This is a genomic window from Mesorhizobium sp. C089B (assembly GCF_030323125.1).
Taxonomy (GTDB): Bacteria; Pseudomonadota; Alphaproteobacteria; order Rhizobiales; family Rhizobiaceae; genus Mesorhizobium.
In genome coordinates this window covers 980007-995492 of the sequence record NZ_CP100469.1, presented here as the reverse complement: position 1 = coordinate 995492, position 15486 = coordinate 980007, and the positions used below count along the sequence as shown (strand labels likewise).

Here is a 15486-nt window from a genome sequence, read left to right as displayed (position 1 = left end):
CTTGGCATGCTCGCTGTGGTACGCACAGCGACCCGAATATGCTCTTGTGCAGCGCTTCGGCTGCCGCCAGGAAGCGCTCGATTTCAGCCCGGGAAAGCTGTTCGGAAGGTTTGGTTCTGGCCATTGGTGCTTGCGCAATTACTAATTTAGTGAAACCTTACGTTCTTCTGGGGAGTAGACGTGAGACCGGTCGGTCCAGCTATGGGCGGCATTGAACATGATGTTTTTTCCGCGATTACTGATTGGGATGTTTGCCACGTCGACCGTGGTAGCGACCTGGACTTACCTAGCAACCGATTCGTTCTGGAAGTCCCTTGCATGGACCTTGCTGATTTTTATCATCTTTCAGGTTGCATATTTCCTATTTTCATTCGCGCTTTTCTACAAGTAAGTTTTGGATGAAAAGAACCGAAGAAAAACCGAACACTGCCGAGCCTACCTGTCGAGACGGCGGTGTCTCATCTGAAGGGCGCTCGATGACGCTTTGAGGGAGACCGCCAGACACGAGAGCAGCGATCATGCTAATCTTTGCGAACCATGCGAAAGAAGGAAAGCCGTGGCAGCGCCAACAATCATCGAAAAGCGCGCTGGCGCTGGATGTCGCCACGGAGATCGTCGTTAGGGTGCGGACCGACGACGCCGAAGCCGAGGAGGGCGAGCGGGGTCTAAGGAGGAAACACAGATGGCTGCCTATCTGATAGCGGATGTAGACGTAAAAGACGCTGCCTTGTTCGAGGAATATCGGCGGGACGTTCCCGCTACCGAAGAGCGGTACGGTGGGCGGTACCTGGGCCGCGGTGGCGCCACCAAGGTTTTGGAAGGTGATTGGGATCCACACCGACTGGTCATTGTCGAATTCCCCGACATGGCGTCATTGATGGGCTGGTATAATTCGCCGGAATACGCCCGGCTGATCGAGATCCGCAAACGTTCCGCTAACACCAGGATCATCGCTTTAGAAGGGATTGCAACGCCTGCCGCGTGACCCATAAGCGCGGCCAGCGGACCCGACGACAGTTGGGCATCCTCAGCGTCATTTCTTCCTCACGGCGAGATGCCGGAGCAGCAAGACCACTTAGTACCGTCTATGATCAATTTGCCGCTGCGCCGGCGAGCGAGCAAAAGACGCGGGAACAGGTGTCTCGTGACCGCCGTGTTATCCCGATCATCCGAAGACGTTCGCTCTGGTGCGGGACGACTTCAAGTTCTTTTTCAAGGGTGTTCGGAGGTTGGCCCACGGCTGAAGGGCTGCACAACCAAGGGGCGACGATCAGCTTCTCCACCTTCAGACACATCGTGATAACCTGTCGGCCATGAAATCGGTGGCTTGAGAGAAACGTGGGCGGGCCCCAGGAGACTAATTTCTGCCCATGGGGAAGGCGATGTCCGCGCTAGCCGGAATGTCAGCTACCGAAGATCCGCCGTGTGAAGGCTGCCAGTCCGCTAACGGCCGCCCCAAAGCTGCCGGTCAAGACAAGGTCGCGTTGGAACCGATCCTTCGCATCCCCCGTTATCGAATGGAAGGGACATTACTTGCCATTAGGAGATGAAGAATGAAACGGCTTCTTTTTGCCACTGCCATGATGGCTCTTTCCAGCGGGCTTGCGTTCGCGGGGACGACAGGGACAACAGGGACGACGTCGAGTGGCTCCTCCACTACCACAACGATGCCGACGACAGATAACAACACGGATTCGACCACAACGAAGTCGACCAATTCGAACTCAGCGAAGGACTGTGCGCCCGGCCAGCAGAGTGGCAGTGCTAAGCAGGCCGCTCCTGGTCAACAGGATGACACCAGTGCCAAGTCCGCAGCCCCTGGACAGATGAAAACGACTGCCGAAGGTTGCTAATTGTGGCGGGAGGGGCTGGTTTGCACCGGCCGGAATGGATGCCTCCCGCTGCCGACCGGCGGCAACGGACCGGCCCGCGCCCTTCGATCAGCGCGGGCCGTTTTTCTGAAAGAACCTCCCTTAATCGTCCAAGGAGCCTGCAGCCTTTTCTTGGGCGAGCCGGAATGCATAGTTGGTTGCGGATGTGATTGTTGAATAGCGGCCCTTGGTGGGGCAGATTTGAACGCGACAAACGCCTCAAGCGGCACGCCCAGGAAATCGTATTGCTTCCCCCCTCGCTCAAACAGACCGAGAGAACCCTGGTCCGGGTCAATAGTCGAACTTGCGCATCGAGGTCGACGGCATGGTGCGTTTCAAGAAACCAGCGTGAGCCGCGGCCAGCCGGGTATGGACCGCCCTACAGGCTGAGCTGTATTCGAAGATGTGGCCGGGCGTAGAATGACCTCGCGTTCCGCCGCTTCGCGCGCCGCCCTGATCGGAGTTTTCGCGTTGACGGTGTGGGTGGCCGTCACGGCATCGGCTGCGATCTCCTCAACACGGTATTTCGGCACTTTTGTTCCTAAGCGTCGGTAGCGACTCCGCTTGTTTAGGGGTCGCCCTCAAAGAGGAGAAAAGGTGGCAAGCTCGTCGTCTCCCTGCCGCCGGGGGTGTGACCCGGCGGCTTGCACGTTCGACTAGGGTCGTTTCAGCGGTGACCGGTCTTACGGCGTTGGCGCAGGATCCTGTTTGGAAGCCATCTCGTCGATCTTCTCGGCAAGCACGCTGTTGGCCCATTCGGTGACCTCGGCGTCGACCGGCTTGTTGGCCATATCGGCGAGCGCGTCATCCAGCGATGGGACGGCGGCAGCAGCATCGGCCGCCGCTATATTGGCGGCATCGAGCGCCGCCTGCGCTGCATCGATCTGCTCCTGGGTCGGGACTTGGTCGGCCGGAGTATTCGGGTCGTTCAATTTGGCGTTCAACGCGTCGACTTCCGCTTGGGCGGCATCTACCGCGGCTTGGGCGCCCTTGGCGGCAGCCGAAGCTGTCACATAAGCCTGAATGCCGGCGAATTTCTTGCTCTTGGAGTTCATATAAGCGTTGATGTTGCGCTGCAGCGAGTTCAGCCGGCCAAGCTTGGCGTGAATGTTCTTGTCCTTAGGCGTCGCGGCGACCTCAATGTCGTCGACGGCGACCTGGTCTTCGCCCGAGGCCTTCTTTCCGGCGTGAGCCGATGCCGACTTGCCGTGCGAAGCGCTGTTGCCGGACTTCCCGCCGCCGTTGCCGGACTTGCCGCTATTGCCGTGACCACCGCCATTGCCGTGACCACCACCATTGCCGTGACCACCACCATTGCCGTGACCACCACCGTTTCCACCCGCACCAGCGAAAGCAGGAGCGGTCACTAGCGCAAGCGCGGCAAGCGCCGCCAAAAGGGTTTTTCGGGATGTCATGGTACCTCCTCAGGCGAATAGCCACCTCGCCGATTCGTTATAGAGCGGCTTATAAGAGTTTCCTAATTCGACTGAATGAACTTTAGATAAATGCTTGTTGCAATGAGCGACTGACGACTGCGAAGCGCTTTGTAACCCTCTGAAATCTAGCAAAAAATCCGGAGTCGCAGACCGTATCCCCCTTTAGCGCGACTGAAGTCCCATACCGATCGACCTTGGTCGGGCGATGCACAACCGCGGAATGCTTGCGGCATTTCGGAGTATGGCGTCACCATGTGGCTGTGACTGCGCATTGGCAGACAACTCGCCGGGCGAAGACCCCAACAACCTCGAGCCCGGCGAGCCTTACACCTGATCAGAGTACGCGATCAGGACCGGGGATCAGCCGGCGAAAGATGTGGGTGCAATATGGGTGCCAAACTATTCGTCCCAAATTGGGACCATGCTGCGGCCGGCAAGCTGCGCTTAGGTCTCATAAAAGGCTTAGGCGCTGGCATCGGAAATGGCGATCGCTGGTCGCTCTGCGCCAAGCCGCAGGACCAGCATCATGGTTGCCCCATTTTGCAGAACTTGACGCACACAACCCCCCGCGACAAAGGCTGCTGGGCCGTCGTAGCGCCGATCTGCTCCGGCATGGCCGCGTGAATGCCCGCTCGACTCCAGCAACAGCTTCATCCTTGGTTGCGACGTTCCCGCGCGCGCCGCCGTCATCGAGCGTATTATCTTACTCGCCTAACCCGGATCGTGCCGCGTCCGCTTTCCGGGACGCACGGATCTATGCTCAATACCTAATGTCAGGCGCGTACCTGAATGGGTCCTCGAGCCGAGATAGCGCGTTAGTCCATACCCGACATTGCGATGTCCAGAAATCGACCGTTTCGCGAACAGCGATGACTACTCGGAGCTGCTATCTCGTTTGCGCCACGAACTGTCCCCTGCCCTCAATGCTTCCAACGTCTCATTTGGGGGCCGATAACGGACTGACAGCTTCGAGCGTCGAGCCGTTGGATTAGACCCTGACGCCGATGCGTGCGCCGACGGAATCTTCCAACAGTCAACAACGCCGAGCTAAGCATCGAGCAAAACCGTCCCTCGCGGGCGGCTGCAACATGCCAGGACATAGCCGGCAGATTTCTCTTTAGCATTCAGTCCGCCCAAATCGTCCATGGTAACCTCGCCGGATAGTTTGGCTATTCGGCACGTTCCGCAAACGCCCTGCTGGCAGGCGGTTGGGATGTAGATGCCACAGTTCCGCGCCGCGTCCAGCAGGGTCTCTCCGGGCGCGCAGCGATGCTCCACACCCGAGCGGACAAAACGGACCGAAGACGAAATCGCCAAGCCCAATTCCGACCGAGAACCATTGCTGCCTCCGAAACTCTCCTCGTGATACTGCGCCGGCGGGAAGCCTATTGCATCAAGGCAGGCGCGTGCCGTCTTCATGTATCCTTCGGGCCCACAGGCAAAAACGGTGCGCTTGTGAAGATCGGGAACCAGGCTCAGCAGCATCCGACCATCAATTCGGCCGGTTGAACCCGTCCAAGCGGGACCTCCCTGGCCGCAAACCAAAGTCACTTGAACATTGGGAAAGCGAGCGGCAAGTGCTTCCAGTTCCGCTCGGAAGATGATGTCGCCTGGGGTTTTCGCGCTGTGAATGAAGCGGATCTCCCTGTCGTCTGCGCGGTCTGTAAGCGCACGCAGCATTGACATGGTCGGAGTCACGCCGCTCCCGCCCGAAAGGAAAACAGGTTTCTCCGACGGCAATTTATCCAGATTGAACGAACCGAGCGGCCCTTCGATCTCGATCTCGCTGCCCGGCGTCAAATGGTCATGGATCCAGTTGGAAGTGAGCCCGCCCTGCGTTCGCTTCACGGTGATCTGAAGATCAAGCGGTCGCGTCGGCGGTGACGATACCGAGTAGGCGCGCGTTATTGTGGCGCCGTTGATCCTGAGGTGCACGAGAACATACTGGCCCGCGCTGAAGCAGAACATCCGACCAGCGGCAGATGTGAGAACAAATGTTTTCACATCGTGCGTCTCGTCTATCACGCGACGGCAGAGCACTATATCTCGCGTCTTTTGTGCCCATCGCCGCTGACGCATGGTGGGCACGACATCTGAGGCTTGGATGGAGGCGTATGCATTCATCGTGCGGCTCGGCGTTAGGTCGAGCGAACATGCCAGTTCTTACCCCGCTGAACAGCAATATTATCCCAGCGTTATGATCGGGAATATCGATTAAACCTCCAGCGACATAACAGCGAGATGGAGAGCACGGATGCCTTTGCGAATGATCGGTTCGTGTTTGCGGCGTGCCAGTATCGCCGTATGGACTGGCTGGTGCAAGGTCGGCGCTCCTTCGACCAGGAACGATGGAATCTCACCGGTAAACCTGCGCGCATCATCGCTGCGCATGTAGCAAGTGCCGCCCGTTCGCCGGAGCATGATCTCCGCCAGAGCTTCCGATCCGGTCGAAAGTCGGCAGATCGCCAATTGAGCCAGCATCTCTGCGTGCGTTTTCTCCAGCACGACGGTGTAGCCTGGGCGGATGTAGGTGTCGGGATCGACGTCCGACAGGTTTCTGGCGGCAGTCGAAACCATTAAATATTCCTCGACCATCAGGTGCTCGTATGCGATCTCAGGCAAGTAGCGGGGGGCATAAAGCACCGCGATATCCAGGTTTCCCATGCTGAGGTCGCTGACCATCTGGTTCGAATAATCCGACTCGACATGGATTGAGGACTTCGGAAGTGCTTGGCACAGGGTTTCGACCCACCCGGGCAGGACTGAGCGGGTCATGCCCACTTGGGCGGCAACGCGCAAGGTGCCTTCGAAACGGTTGAAGGCCCGGACATCGTGGCGAGCCTGCGACCAAGTGGATACCAGAGATCTTGCGTAGGCTTCGAACCGGCGCCCTGCGGCAGTCGGCTCTGCCCCGGCGCGTCCGCGTTGGAACAGTTCAGATCCGATTGCGCTCTCCAGGTTCTTGATGCGGGTGCTGATTGTCGATTGGGTTAAGCCCAACCGATCTGCGGTGCGATTGAAATTTCTCGATTCGATGATGTCGAGAAAGGTTTCGATGTGATCAAGCTGCATGGAAATCCCGATCGAAAAATTCGATCATGTTCCTGCCTACCATAAGCTTGATCAAACAATACTCAAGGGGGAAGCTGCACCAGATCATCGGCCGGCGCACCGCCGGGACGGGCCACGGAGCGGAACAAAGTGTTCATAGTTGATTGCGACTGTCACAATTACTGGTCAAGCGCCACCGTGTTGACGCCATACCTTTCCGGCTTGTGGAAAGACATGTTCACCGAGGGCGAGAAAACAGGTCCAGTCGGCGCATTTCCGCATGGCCATCGCCCCTGGTTTCATCCGCAGGACTTCTCCCGCAAGGACGTCCGTCCGAAGACGGAAGCCGACAATTATCTCATCATGAAAGAGAAGCACCTCGACAAGTACAAAGTCGACGTGGCGATCCTCACCGGCGATGAGCCGATCGAGGCGTCGACCCTCGCCAATCCTTACTATGCCAGCGCCCTGGTCAGCGCCTACAATGACTATCAGATCAACCAATGGCTGCCGAAAGACGATCGTTTCATGGGTTCGATCATCATCGCACCACAGGATCCGAAGCTCGCTGCCGCCGAGATACGCCGTCTGGGCAGTTATCCGCGTATGGTCCAGGTTCTCGCTTCCCAAGGGTCCGTCAAGCCGTATGGAGACCCGTTCTACCATCCGATCTACGAAGCTTGCGCTGAAGTAGGGTTGCCGTTCGCCATACATCTGGGCGGGCATGGCGGCGTGAATTCAACTGCCATTGCGCCTGCGCCCACGACATTCTTCTGGGAAACGCATGCCATTTTGCACATGTCCGCGATGTCGCACGTGGCAAGCATGATCGCCCATGGCGTCTTCGAGAAGTGGCCGGACCTCTACTTCGTGATCATCGAGTGCGGTGTCGCCTGGGTTCCGTCGGTCCTGTGGCGCCTGGATGCCGACTACAAAGCGCTGCGTAAAGAGACGCCATGGCTGAAGATGCTGCCATCGGAATATTGCCGGCGCAACATCCGCTTTTCCACGCAGCCGCTGGAGCAACCTGCAAACATCCAACATCTCTGGTCCACGCTCGAAGCGATGGACGGGGAAAACACGCTGATGTTTGCGTCGGACTATCCGCACTGGGATTACGACGATGCCAACACGCTGCAAATCCCTCCTGCCTGGAAGAGCAAGATCATGGGACTGAATGCGTTGGAAGTCTACAAACGCATCCCCCGTGCGCAAGCCGCGAATGCTGCCTGAGGAACCATACGATGCCCGAGAAGACATATATCTGCCGCGTCCACGAGATCGAAACAGGATCTCCGTTTATCGCCAAGATCCGCAGCCTTTCGGTCGGGATTTTCCGCATCGGAGATTCATTCCACGCGCTGCTGAATGTCTGTCCGCACCGCGGCGCTCCACTTTGCGAGGGACCGCAATGCGGGACAACCGCGCCCGTTGAACAAGCGCAATTCATCTATCATCGCGAAAACGAGATCGTTCGATGCGCCTGGCATGGCTGGGAATTCGACATCAAGTCAGGTGAAGCCTTGGTCGATCCGTCCATTCGCGCTCGCACATTTCCAGTCACCGTCGAAGCCGGCAGCATCTATGTGACGGCCTGATTGGCCCAAAAGCCGATTGGGATTGGAAAAATTCGAAGAAAGATGGCCGAAGCCAACTAGCAGATTTGTTCGCAGGTGCTTGAAAAAAATAACGCGGAGAACTCCGCAATGGGAGAGTCAAATGTCAGAATCTGAATACAAGCTTGGTCTCGCGCAAAGCCTGGTCGGTGGCAGCAAAGTTTCCCGCCGCGACTTCATTCATCTTGGGATAGCCGCAGGCCTGACGGTCGCCGCCGCCGACACGCTCTTCGTCGCCAGGGCGCGTGCCGAACCGATGCACGGCGGCTTCGCCAAGCTCGGCATGGCTCATGGCGCGACGACGGATTCAATCGATCCGGCCGGCTACCCCGATACGTTCACACAAACCGCGTTTTCGGGCTCGCTATCCAACAGCCTCACTGAGGTCGACGCCAAAGGCAATGTCCAACCGGACCTCGCCGAGAGCTTCGAATCTTCGGATGGGGCCAAGACCTGGGCCTTCAAGCTGCGCAAAGGCGCAACCTTCCACAACGGCAAGACTGTGACGGCGGATGACGTCGTGACGTCATTGCAATATCACATGGGCAAGGACACAAAATCGGCGGCGAAGTCGCTGTTGGAGTCCGTCGCCGGGATCAAGGCCGACGGCCCGGAAACGGTGGTCTTCACGCTCAAGAGCGGCAACGCCGATTTCCCTTACATCATGAGTGACTACCATCTGGTCATCATGCCAGCCAAGGACGGCAAGGCGGACTGGGCTTCAGGGGTTCGCACCGGCGCTTTCCTCCTTGAGAATTTCCAGCCCGGCGTTTCGGCGAAACTCAAGCGCAATCCAAACTACTTCAAAAACGGCAAGCCCTATCTCGACGAGGTGGAATTCATCGCCATCACTGATCTTGCCGCTCGCATGGCGGCCTTGTCGACGGGCGAGGTGGACTATATCGGCCGCGCCGACCTCAAGACCCTCGGCATGTTGAAACGCAATCCGAAGGTGGAAATCGTCGAGGTCACCGGCTACGGACATTATACCTTGCCGATGAATGCCGCGATGGCGCCGTTTGATAATCCAGACGTGCGAACGGCATTGAAATGGGCGATCAATCGCCAAGAAATCGTCGACAAGATCTTTCTCGGCCACGCCACCGTGGCTAACGACAACCCGATCGCGCCAGCGATCAAATTCGCCAAGGATCCGCAACCGCAACACAACTTCGATCCGGAAAAAGCCAAGCACTACCTGAAAAAGGCCGGAATGGAGAACCTGAAGGTGGATCTCTCGGTCGCCGATGCCGCTTTTGCAGGCGCGGTGGATGCGGCTTCGCTCATTCGCGAGACGGCAGCCCAATGCGGCATCGACGTCAATGTCGTGCGGGAGGCCGAGGACGCTTATTGGGACAATATCTGGCTCAAGAAACCCTGGTGCGCATCCTATTGGAGCGGTCGAGCGACGGCCGACTGGATGTTCACGCAAGCCTTCGCCGCGGACTCCAGCTGGAATGAGTCGTTCTGGAAAAATCCCCATTTCAACGAATTGCTTGTTAAGGCGCGGGCCGAGACGGACGAGGCCAAGCGAGCGGGAATGTATGCCGAGATGCAGCAACTAACCCACGACGATGGCGGCAGCATCGTGCTGGTCTTCAACAATTTCGTCAGCGCCCAATCCAAAAAGCTCGCACATGGCGAAGTGGCGCCCAACTGGGAGAACGATGGACTGAAAATGGCCGAACGCTGGTGGATCGCCACGGCATGAAAAGGCGGCCGGGGCCACGATGGTTGTGAGGCTCCGGTCGGCTTGCTCCGAGTGCAGGACTGCCGCCCAAAGGGAGACGGCACTCACATGAACCCCGTCGCAAGAACGGTTCTGCAGCGCCTTGGCCTCGGCCTGGTCACTTTGTTCATCGTGTCCATCATCATCTTCTCTGCCATCGCGATGCTTCCGGGCGACTTCGCCAAGGCCACGCTCGGGCAGTCGGCGACGCCCGAAACGGTCGCCGCCTTTCAGCGGGAAATCGGCATCGATCGTCCGCCTGTCGAGCGCTATTTCGTCTGGGTCGCGCAAATGCTTCACGGCGACTTCGGCTCTTCGTTCGCGAGCCGCACCGGATATCGGCGTACCGTGGCCGAGATCATCGCGCCACGCCTCTACAATACGATGTTTCTTGCAGCGGTGACCGCGCTGATAGCGGTTCCGCTGGCGCTTGGGCTTGGCATTCTCGCCGCGCTGTACCGCAACGGCTGGTTCGACCGGCTGGTGAATGCCGTGACACTGACAACTATTTCGTTCCCGGAGTTTTTCGTCGCCTATATGCTCGCCTACCTGGTGATCTCGCGCGACACGTTCATTGCATCCGATTTCGCTCAATCCCTGCCCCATTGGCTCAGTATCTCACTGACCTGGGCACTCAATGCGGTTCCCAAATTTCCGACATTGTCGAATGTGAACGATCAGACCCCATTTTGGGAGCACCTCTGGAAAGTGGCGCTGCCGGCAATCACCCTTACACTCGTGATCGTGGCCCACATGATGCGCATGACCCGAGCGGCCATCATCAACATGCTCGCAAGCCCCTACATCGATATGGCGCGCCTCAAGGGAATGTCCCCGATGGTGATCGTGCTGAGGCATGCCCTGCCCAATGCCTGGGCTCCCATCGTCACTGTCGTGGCGTTCAATATGGCATATCTCATCGTCGGAGTGGTCGTGGTCGAGGTCGTTTTCGTCTATCCCGGGATCGGCCAACTGATGGTTGATGCGGTAAAATCCAGGGATGTTCCGGTTGTCCAGGCCTGTGCCCTGATTTTCGCCGCGACCTACATCCTTCTCAACCTGCTGGCCGACATTATTTCCATCGCCACCAACCCCAGGCTCTTGCACCCACGATGACCAGATCCCAATCTATCGCGGCGGTTCAGAGGCTGAGGCGCTCGCGTGCCAGCCGGGCGACAACAGCGCTGAAGAAGGCACCGCTTAGTGCATGGTTCGGCATCGTGGTGATCGTTGGCTACGTCCTTGTTGCGGTCTTCGCGCACTGGATAGCCCCATATGGCGAGACGCAGGTCTTCAGCGAAGCCTTCGCGCCGTGGAATCAGGAATTCGAATTGGGAACCGACCAGCTCGGCCGCGACATGCTCACCCGCTTGATCTACGGTGCGCGCAACACCATCGCTATCGCGGTCGCGACTACATTGCTCTCCTTCGCGGTAGGCGTGTCGCTCGGCCTCCTTGCCGCATTGTATAGGGGGTGGCTCGACCAGATCTTGTCGCGTGCGGTGGACGTGCTGATGTCGATCCCGAGTCTGATCTTCGCGCTGGTGCTTCTGTCGATCTTCGGCTCGTCGATCACCAGCCTGATTGTTATCATTGCGCTTCTCGATTCCACCCGTGTCTTTCGGCTTTCTCGCGCCGTTGGGCTTAACGTGGCCGTGATGGAATATGTCGAGGTGGCGCGATTGCGCGGCGAGGGACCGAGATGGATTATCGCCAATGAAATCCTTCCCAATGTCATGCCTCCACTGGTCGCCGAGTTCGGCTTGCGATTCTGCTTCGTGTTCCTGACAGTCGCGGCGCTGTCGTTCCTCGGAGTCGGTATTCAGCCGCCGACGGCCGATTGGGGATCAATGGTGCGCGAGAACGCAACCCTGATCACTTACGGCGATGTCACGCCGCTGCTTCCGGCCGGCGCGATAGCTCTTCTTACCGTATCCGTAAATTTCGTTGTGGACTGGTACCTGCACGCAACAAGCGGGTTGCGGGATGAAAAGTAGCGATCCAGGCTCACGCGAAAAAGGAAAGGATCTACTGCAAATCCGCAATCTGCATGTGGAGGGATCCTCGGACGAACAGTGGCATCCCATCGTCCGCGGGATCGATCTTACGCTGAAGCGGGGGGAGGTTCTTGGCCTAATCGGCGAGTCAGGCGCCGGCAAGTCCACCATTGGCCTTGCCGCAATGGGCTATGCCAAACCGGGCTGCCGGATCACACAGGGCTCGGTCCTGTTCGACGGGATTGATCTCCTGGCAGTCAATGAAAAGGGGCGCCGTCGTCTCCGGGCTCCCGCATTGCCTATGTCGCGCAAAGCGCGGCGGCCTCCTTCAATCCGGCACATCGACTTTTGGAACAAACCATCGAAACCGCGGTGGCGCATCGAATCGTCAGCCGGGAAGAGGCGAACCGGAGCGCCGTGGATCTTTATCGGCGTCTTCAGCTCCCAGTACCCGAGAGCATAGGCTTTCGCTATCCTCATCAGGTCTCAGGCGGGCAGTTGCAACGGGCCATGACAGCGATGGCAATGGCTTGTCGACCGGACCTCATAATATTCGACGAGCCAACAACGGCGCTCGATGTGACCACGCAGGTTGAAGTCCTTGCCTCCATTCGCAACATCGTTGAGGAATTCAGTACTGCTGCAATCTACGTAACGCATGACCTGGCGGTGGTGGCGCAAATGGCGGATCGCATCATGGTTCTGCGACACGGAGTTACCGTGGAGGTGGCTGACACACGCCAGATGCTGGCCTCCCCCAGCCAGGAATATACGAGGACGCTCTGGGCAGTCCGCAAGCTCGCCAAGCCCGAAGTTCCAGCCGATGACTATCTCTTGACGATAGACAACGTCACCGCGGCTTATGCCGGAGGGGTCAAGGTGCTCCAGGATGTCTCCATCAAGGTTCCGCGCGGAAGAACAGTCGCTGTGGTCGGCGAATCCGGTTCTGGGAAATCGACGCTCGCTCGAGTCGTTACCGGACTCTTGCCGCCAAGTTCGGGTTCGATTTCTTTCGCAGGCCAGCTCCTTTCCAAGAGCCTGAAGGCGCGGCCCAAGGAGGTCCTGCGTCGCGTCCAGATGATTTATCAAATGCCCGACAACGCCCTTAATCCGCGCCAAACGGTCGAAGAAGTCTTAGAGCGGCCACTCGAATTCTACCTCGGCCTCAAAGGCGCGCAGAGAGATCGCCGGATAAGCGAACTTATGCACCTGGTCGAGATGAGCGAGGATTTTCTGGAACGTCTACCTGGCGAGCTATCAGGTGGCCAAAAACAACGCGTCTGCATTGCGCGGGCATTGGCTGCCGAACCGGAGCTTATCATCTGCGACGAGATCACATCCGCGCTCGACCAAATTGTGCAGGAGGAGATCCTCAAGCTTCTGATGCGCCTACAGCGTGAACTCGGGATGAGCTACATCTTCATTACCCATGACATTGCCACGGTGCGCGCGATAGCAGACGAGATTGTCGTCATGCACGGCGGCAAAGTCGTCGAGCAGGGATTGAAGAGCGTGGTTCTCACACCTCCGCATGCCGCTTACACCGAACGGCTTTTGTCCTCTGTTCCCGAAATGGATCCTGACTGGCTGACAAGATTGCTGGCCAGTCGGAAAATCTGACAGGTTGCAAGGTGGTCAGGAATTAAGTCCCCGTCCGCCCATCTTCCACGTGCTTTGAAGGGCATGATCGAGCTCCACGCGCAGCGATCAGCGCGACTATTATGCACGCCTTCTGGAACCGTCTATCGCTGATCCAGGACCATCAGGCTAGGTTTGACGCTGAGGCGTATCGGAAATACGTTCGCGCACGGCATGCTCGGTCTTGTCTGCTGTGGACTTCACGATCTCGCCGAGCTGATCGGCTATCGTGTCTGCTTCCATATCTTGCCGGCCAGCTTCCTGCTTGATGGTCTCATAGGCGTCGGCGGCGACCTGCTTGGCCTCATCGAGGCCCCTGTCGAGCAAAGTTTCGGCGGAATCGCGAAGCTTGTCGCCATAGGCGCCTAGTTGCTCGTCCTCCGTTGCGGTATGGGGCAGAATTGCACCTATAGCGGCGCCGATGGCGAGACCGACGGCCGCAACGGCCAAGGGTTGATCCTCCAACAGATCTTGCGCGGAGCGGCTGGCTTTCGCCGCCATGTCCCCAGTCGTCGAGCTTGCATTGGCAGCGCTTCCCGTCAGACCCGCCGCAGCGGCTCTTGCGGTGCTCGATATGGTGTCGCCGACGCTGGCAGCGCTCGAGGAGACCAATTCCGCGGCATCGGAGAGCGTGCCGCCCAAGCCGCCGCGCTCCCCTGCTACATCATGTCGTCCCGGCGCTGAAGGCAATGGATAGCCAGCCGAACGGTGGGCGGTGTTTGAGGTACCGCTGCCGAACATCAGCCAGGCCAGACCTGCGCCCACCATGGTGACCGGCAAAGGATTGTCTCGGACCTGCGTTCTGAGATTGCTGAGCATGGCCGCGCTCTCCCCTCCCGAGAACAGCCCGGTGAACTCATCCAGCAATTGTCCAGGCGTCATCTTGCCTCGAATGGATTCGGCGGTCTCCATCACCCGAGCGCGAGCAGCCTCGGCCTCGCGTTCAAGTTCGGCTGCGGATTTCTCGTTCATCTCACCTGTTCCTTAATCGCGCTCGCGTCGCGCTTGAGCTGTCCCTGGGTCCGGTCGGGGGTAAGTTCCGAAGGCGCCATGCTGGCCGTCCCGGTCCGCAGCAGGATGACGCCGAGGACCGCCACGACCACACCGACCAGCAGGGAAGACCACCCCGCGCCAAGCCCTGCCCGCGTCAGCGCGATAATGAGCGCCTGCAGCAACACCAAGAGCGCGGCGAGCAGGCAAATCGCGCCGCCCAGCACTTCCGCGGCACCTGCTCCGGCTTTGGTAAGCTTTTCAGAGAGCTCGGCCCGAAACAGCCTCGCCTCGGTTTGCACCAGAGTGGTGACATTCTGGGCCAAATCGGTGACTAGCCCGGCAAGGCTGGGATTGTCCTGGGTGTTCATCTGTCCTGCTCCGCGATCTGCGTGGCCCCATCATCGCCGACCACGCCAAAATCTTGTGGACGATCAGCGGACCAACCCTGTGGCTGATCGGTGTGTGATCTGAGGCCTCCCGGAGCGGCCTCAGAATCGGGCCTTGCCGGCGGAGAAGCCTTGATGAACCGCCCGAGAGCCAATCCGGCCAACACCGATCCCGCAAGCAGGACACCGGGATTTTGCCGGCCGAAGGACTGCACGTCATCAAGGACTTGGCTAAAGGGCTTCTGTTTCAAGGACGATGAAAGCCGCTCAAGGCCACTGGCAGCATCCAAAGCGAACTTCGATGCGTTCCTTTCATCGTTGCTGGCAAGGTGATCGCTGGCGGCTCGCAGTGCACCACCCAACGCCGCCAAGCTCGATCCGATGTCGCGCTGCGCCTCCTCCGCCTTGTCGGAGATGACCTGCGTGGCTTCAGATGCATAGTCGCCAGCCTTACGGGTCACCTCGTCCCGCGCGTCGTGAAGCAACTCGCTGGCACGCTCATTTTCCTGGCGAAGTCTGTCGGAGACGTCGCTTTTCGCCTTGTCGAAATCGGTGGGCTGTCCGCCCTGATCGTTCTCATGCTGCATGAGGCCACCTAGTGAAAACCGAGGAAGGAGAGGACCGCGAGCACGACAACGATAAGGCCGATAAGATAGATGACACTGTTCATGTGCACGTCCTCCGTAGCTTTCCAACTTCGACGAACCTGCGATGTTCCGTAAGTGAGAGCATTTATCTCAGCCGAAACGAAGAGCTTCGTCAGGCACGC

Annotated in this window: 14 protein-coding genes and 1 pseudogene; 8 read left to right on the top strand and 7 right to left on the bottom strand. The window is 58.6% G+C overall.

Going from position 1 to position 15486, the window contains the following annotated elements; genetic code table 11:
* Positions 1–217: 217 nt before the first annotated feature.
* Together NLY44_RS33180 and NLY44_RS05005 are read left to right on the top strand one after the other, a co-directional pair.
* Positions 218–391, top strand: a complete 174-nt coding sequence (locus NLY44_RS33180; protein ID WP_023690455.1) for an exopolysaccharide production repressor protein — start codon at positions 218–220, stop codon at positions 389–391.
* Positions 392–682: 291 nt separating this feature from the next.
* Entirely contained in the window at positions 683–985 is a 303-nt protein-coding gene (locus NLY44_RS05005; protein ID WP_023670645.1) for a DUF1330 domain-containing protein, read from the top strand.
* 1569 nt (positions 986–2554) lie between these two features.
* Here NLY44_RS05005 and NLY44_RS05000 read toward each other — a convergent pair.
* From NLY44_RS05000 to NLY44_RS04985, 4 genes are all read right to left on the bottom strand, one after another.
* Entirely contained in the window at positions 2555–3286 is a 732-nt protein-coding gene (locus NLY44_RS05000) for a hypothetical protein (RefSeq protein ID WP_023694064.1), read from the bottom strand.
* 483 nt (positions 3287–3769) lie between these two features.
* Positions 3770–3961, bottom strand: a complete 192-nt coding sequence (locus NLY44_RS04995; RefSeq protein WP_156939170.1) for a hypothetical protein — start codon at positions 3959–3961, stop codon at positions 3770–3772.
* 393 nt (positions 3962–4354) lie between these two features.
* Complete coding sequence (locus tag NLY44_RS04990; RefSeq protein WP_198027084.1) at positions 4355–5311, bottom strand: FAD-binding oxidoreductase; 957 nt, start codon at positions 5309–5311, stop codon at positions 4355–4357.
* 210 nt (positions 5312–5521) lie between these two features.
* The gene (locus tag NLY44_RS04985; RefSeq protein ID WP_023690450.1) at positions 5522–6379 is read right to left on the bottom strand and encodes a LysR family transcriptional regulator; all 858 of its coding nucleotides are present in this window, start codon (positions 6377–6379) and stop codon (positions 5522–5524) included.
* 129 nt (positions 6380–6508) lie between these two features.
* On the opposite strand from NLY44_RS04985, the gene NLY44_RS04980 reads away from it, so the two are divergent.
* The 6 genes and pseudogenes from NLY44_RS04980 (at position 6509) to NLY44_RS04955 (ending at position 13320) form a co-directional block, all read left to right on the top strand.
* Positions 6509–7591, top strand: a complete 1083-nt coding sequence (locus tag NLY44_RS04980) for an amidohydrolase family protein (protein WP_031201701.1) — start codon at positions 6509–6511, stop codon at positions 7589–7591.
* Positions 7592–7602: 11 nt separating this feature from the next.
* Positions 7603–7956 carry a Rieske (2Fe-2S) protein gene (locus NLY44_RS04975; protein ID WP_023690448.1) on the top strand — a complete coding sequence of 118 codons (354 nt, stop codon included), beginning with the start codon at positions 7603–7605 and terminating at the stop codon, positions 7954–7956.
* A 121-nt stretch (positions 7957–8077) separates the two neighbouring features.
* Positions 8078–9685 carry an ABC transporter substrate-binding protein gene (locus NLY44_RS04970; RefSeq protein WP_023690447.1) on the top strand — a complete coding sequence of 536 codons (1608 nt, stop codon included), beginning with the start codon at positions 8078–8080 and terminating at the stop codon, positions 9683–9685.
* A gap of 87 nt (positions 9686–9772) precedes the next feature.
* Positions 9773–10819, top strand: a complete 1047-nt coding sequence (locus tag NLY44_RS04965; protein WP_023673826.1) for an ABC transporter permease — start codon at positions 9773–9775, stop codon at positions 10817–10819.
* A 104-nt stretch (positions 10820–10923) separates the two neighbouring features.
* Positions 10924–11700, top strand: a complete 777-nt coding sequence (locus tag NLY44_RS04960; RefSeq protein WP_502882051.1) for an ABC transporter permease — start codon at positions 10924–10926, stop codon at positions 11698–11700.
* Positions 11690–13320: pseudogene (locus NLY44_RS04955) on the top strand (ABC transporter ATP-binding protein). Before NLY44_RS04960 ends, NLY44_RS04955 begins: the two are co-directional and overlap by 11 nt.
* Positions 13321–13467: 147 nt before the next feature.
* Here the strand turns inward: NLY44_RS04955 and NLY44_RS04950 are convergent.
* Genes NLY44_RS04950 through NLY44_RS04940 form a run of 3 tightly spaced genes read right to left on the bottom strand, consistent with a single transcriptional unit; the run spans position 13468 to position 15304 of the window.
* Positions 13468–14310: a hypothetical protein gene (locus tag NLY44_RS04950; RefSeq protein ID WP_286456746.1), complete on the bottom strand. Its 843-nt coding sequence runs from the start codon at positions 14308–14310 to the stop codon at positions 13468–13470.
* Positions 14307–14699, bottom strand: a complete 393-nt coding sequence (locus NLY44_RS04945; protein WP_023702904.1) for a phage holin family protein — start codon at positions 14697–14699, stop codon at positions 14307–14309. Before NLY44_RS04945 ends, NLY44_RS04950 begins: the two co-directional genes overlap by 4 nt.
* Positions 14696–15304 (bottom strand): hypothetical protein, encoded by a 609-nt coding sequence (locus NLY44_RS04940; protein WP_286456744.1) that lies wholly within the window; start codon positions 15302–15304, stop codon positions 14696–14698. Before NLY44_RS04940 ends, NLY44_RS04945 begins: the two co-directional genes overlap by 4 nt.
* Between the last annotated feature and the right edge of the window lie 182 nt (positions 15305–15486).

What these genes read in the sequence shown, in the direction of transcription:
- NLY44_RS04950 (WP_286456746.1), bottom strand. Translation starts at nt 14,310, where the DNA reads ATGAACGAGAAATCCGCAGCCGAACTTGAACGCGAGGCCGAGGCTGCT.
- NLY44_RS04995 (WP_156939170.1), bottom strand. Translation starts at nt 3,961, where the DNA reads ATGAAGCTGTTGCTGGAGTCGAGCGGGCATTCACGCGGCCATGCCGGA.
- NLY44_RS05005 (WP_023670645.1), top strand. Translation starts at nt 683, where the DNA reads ATGGCTGCCTATCTGATAGCGGATGTAGACGTAAAAGACGCTGCCTTG.
- NLY44_RS04985 (WP_023690450.1), bottom strand. Translation starts at nt 6,379, where the DNA reads ATGCAGCTTGATCACATCGAAACCTTTCTCGACATCATCGAATCGAGA.
- NLY44_RS04965 (WP_023673826.1), top strand. Translation starts at nt 9,773, where the DNA reads ATGAACCCCGTCGCAAGAACGGTTCTGCAGCGCCTTGGCCTCGGCCTG.
- NLY44_RS04940 (WP_286456744.1), bottom strand. Translation starts at nt 15,304, where the DNA reads ATGCAGCATGAGAACGATCAGGGCGGACAGCCCACCGATTTCGACAAG.
- NLY44_RS04975 (WP_023690448.1), top strand. Translation starts at nt 7,603, where the DNA reads ATGCCCGAGAAGACATATATCTGCCGCGTCCACGAGATCGAAACAGGA.
- NLY44_RS04945 (WP_023702904.1), bottom strand. Translation starts at nt 14,699, where the DNA reads ATGAACACCCAGGACAATCCCAGCCTTGCCGGGCTAGTCACCGATTTG.
- NLY44_RS04970 (WP_023690447.1), top strand. Translation starts at nt 8,078, where the DNA reads ATGTCAGAATCTGAATACAAGCTTGGTCTCGCGCAAAGCCTGGTCGGT.
- NLY44_RS33180 (WP_023690455.1), top strand. Translation starts at nt 218, where the DNA reads ATGATGTTTTTTCCGCGATTACTGATTGGGATGTTTGCCACGTCGACC.
- NLY44_RS05000 (WP_023694064.1), bottom strand. Translation starts at nt 3,286, where the DNA reads ATGACATCCCGAAAAACCCTTTTGGCGGCGCTTGCCGCGCTTGCGCTA.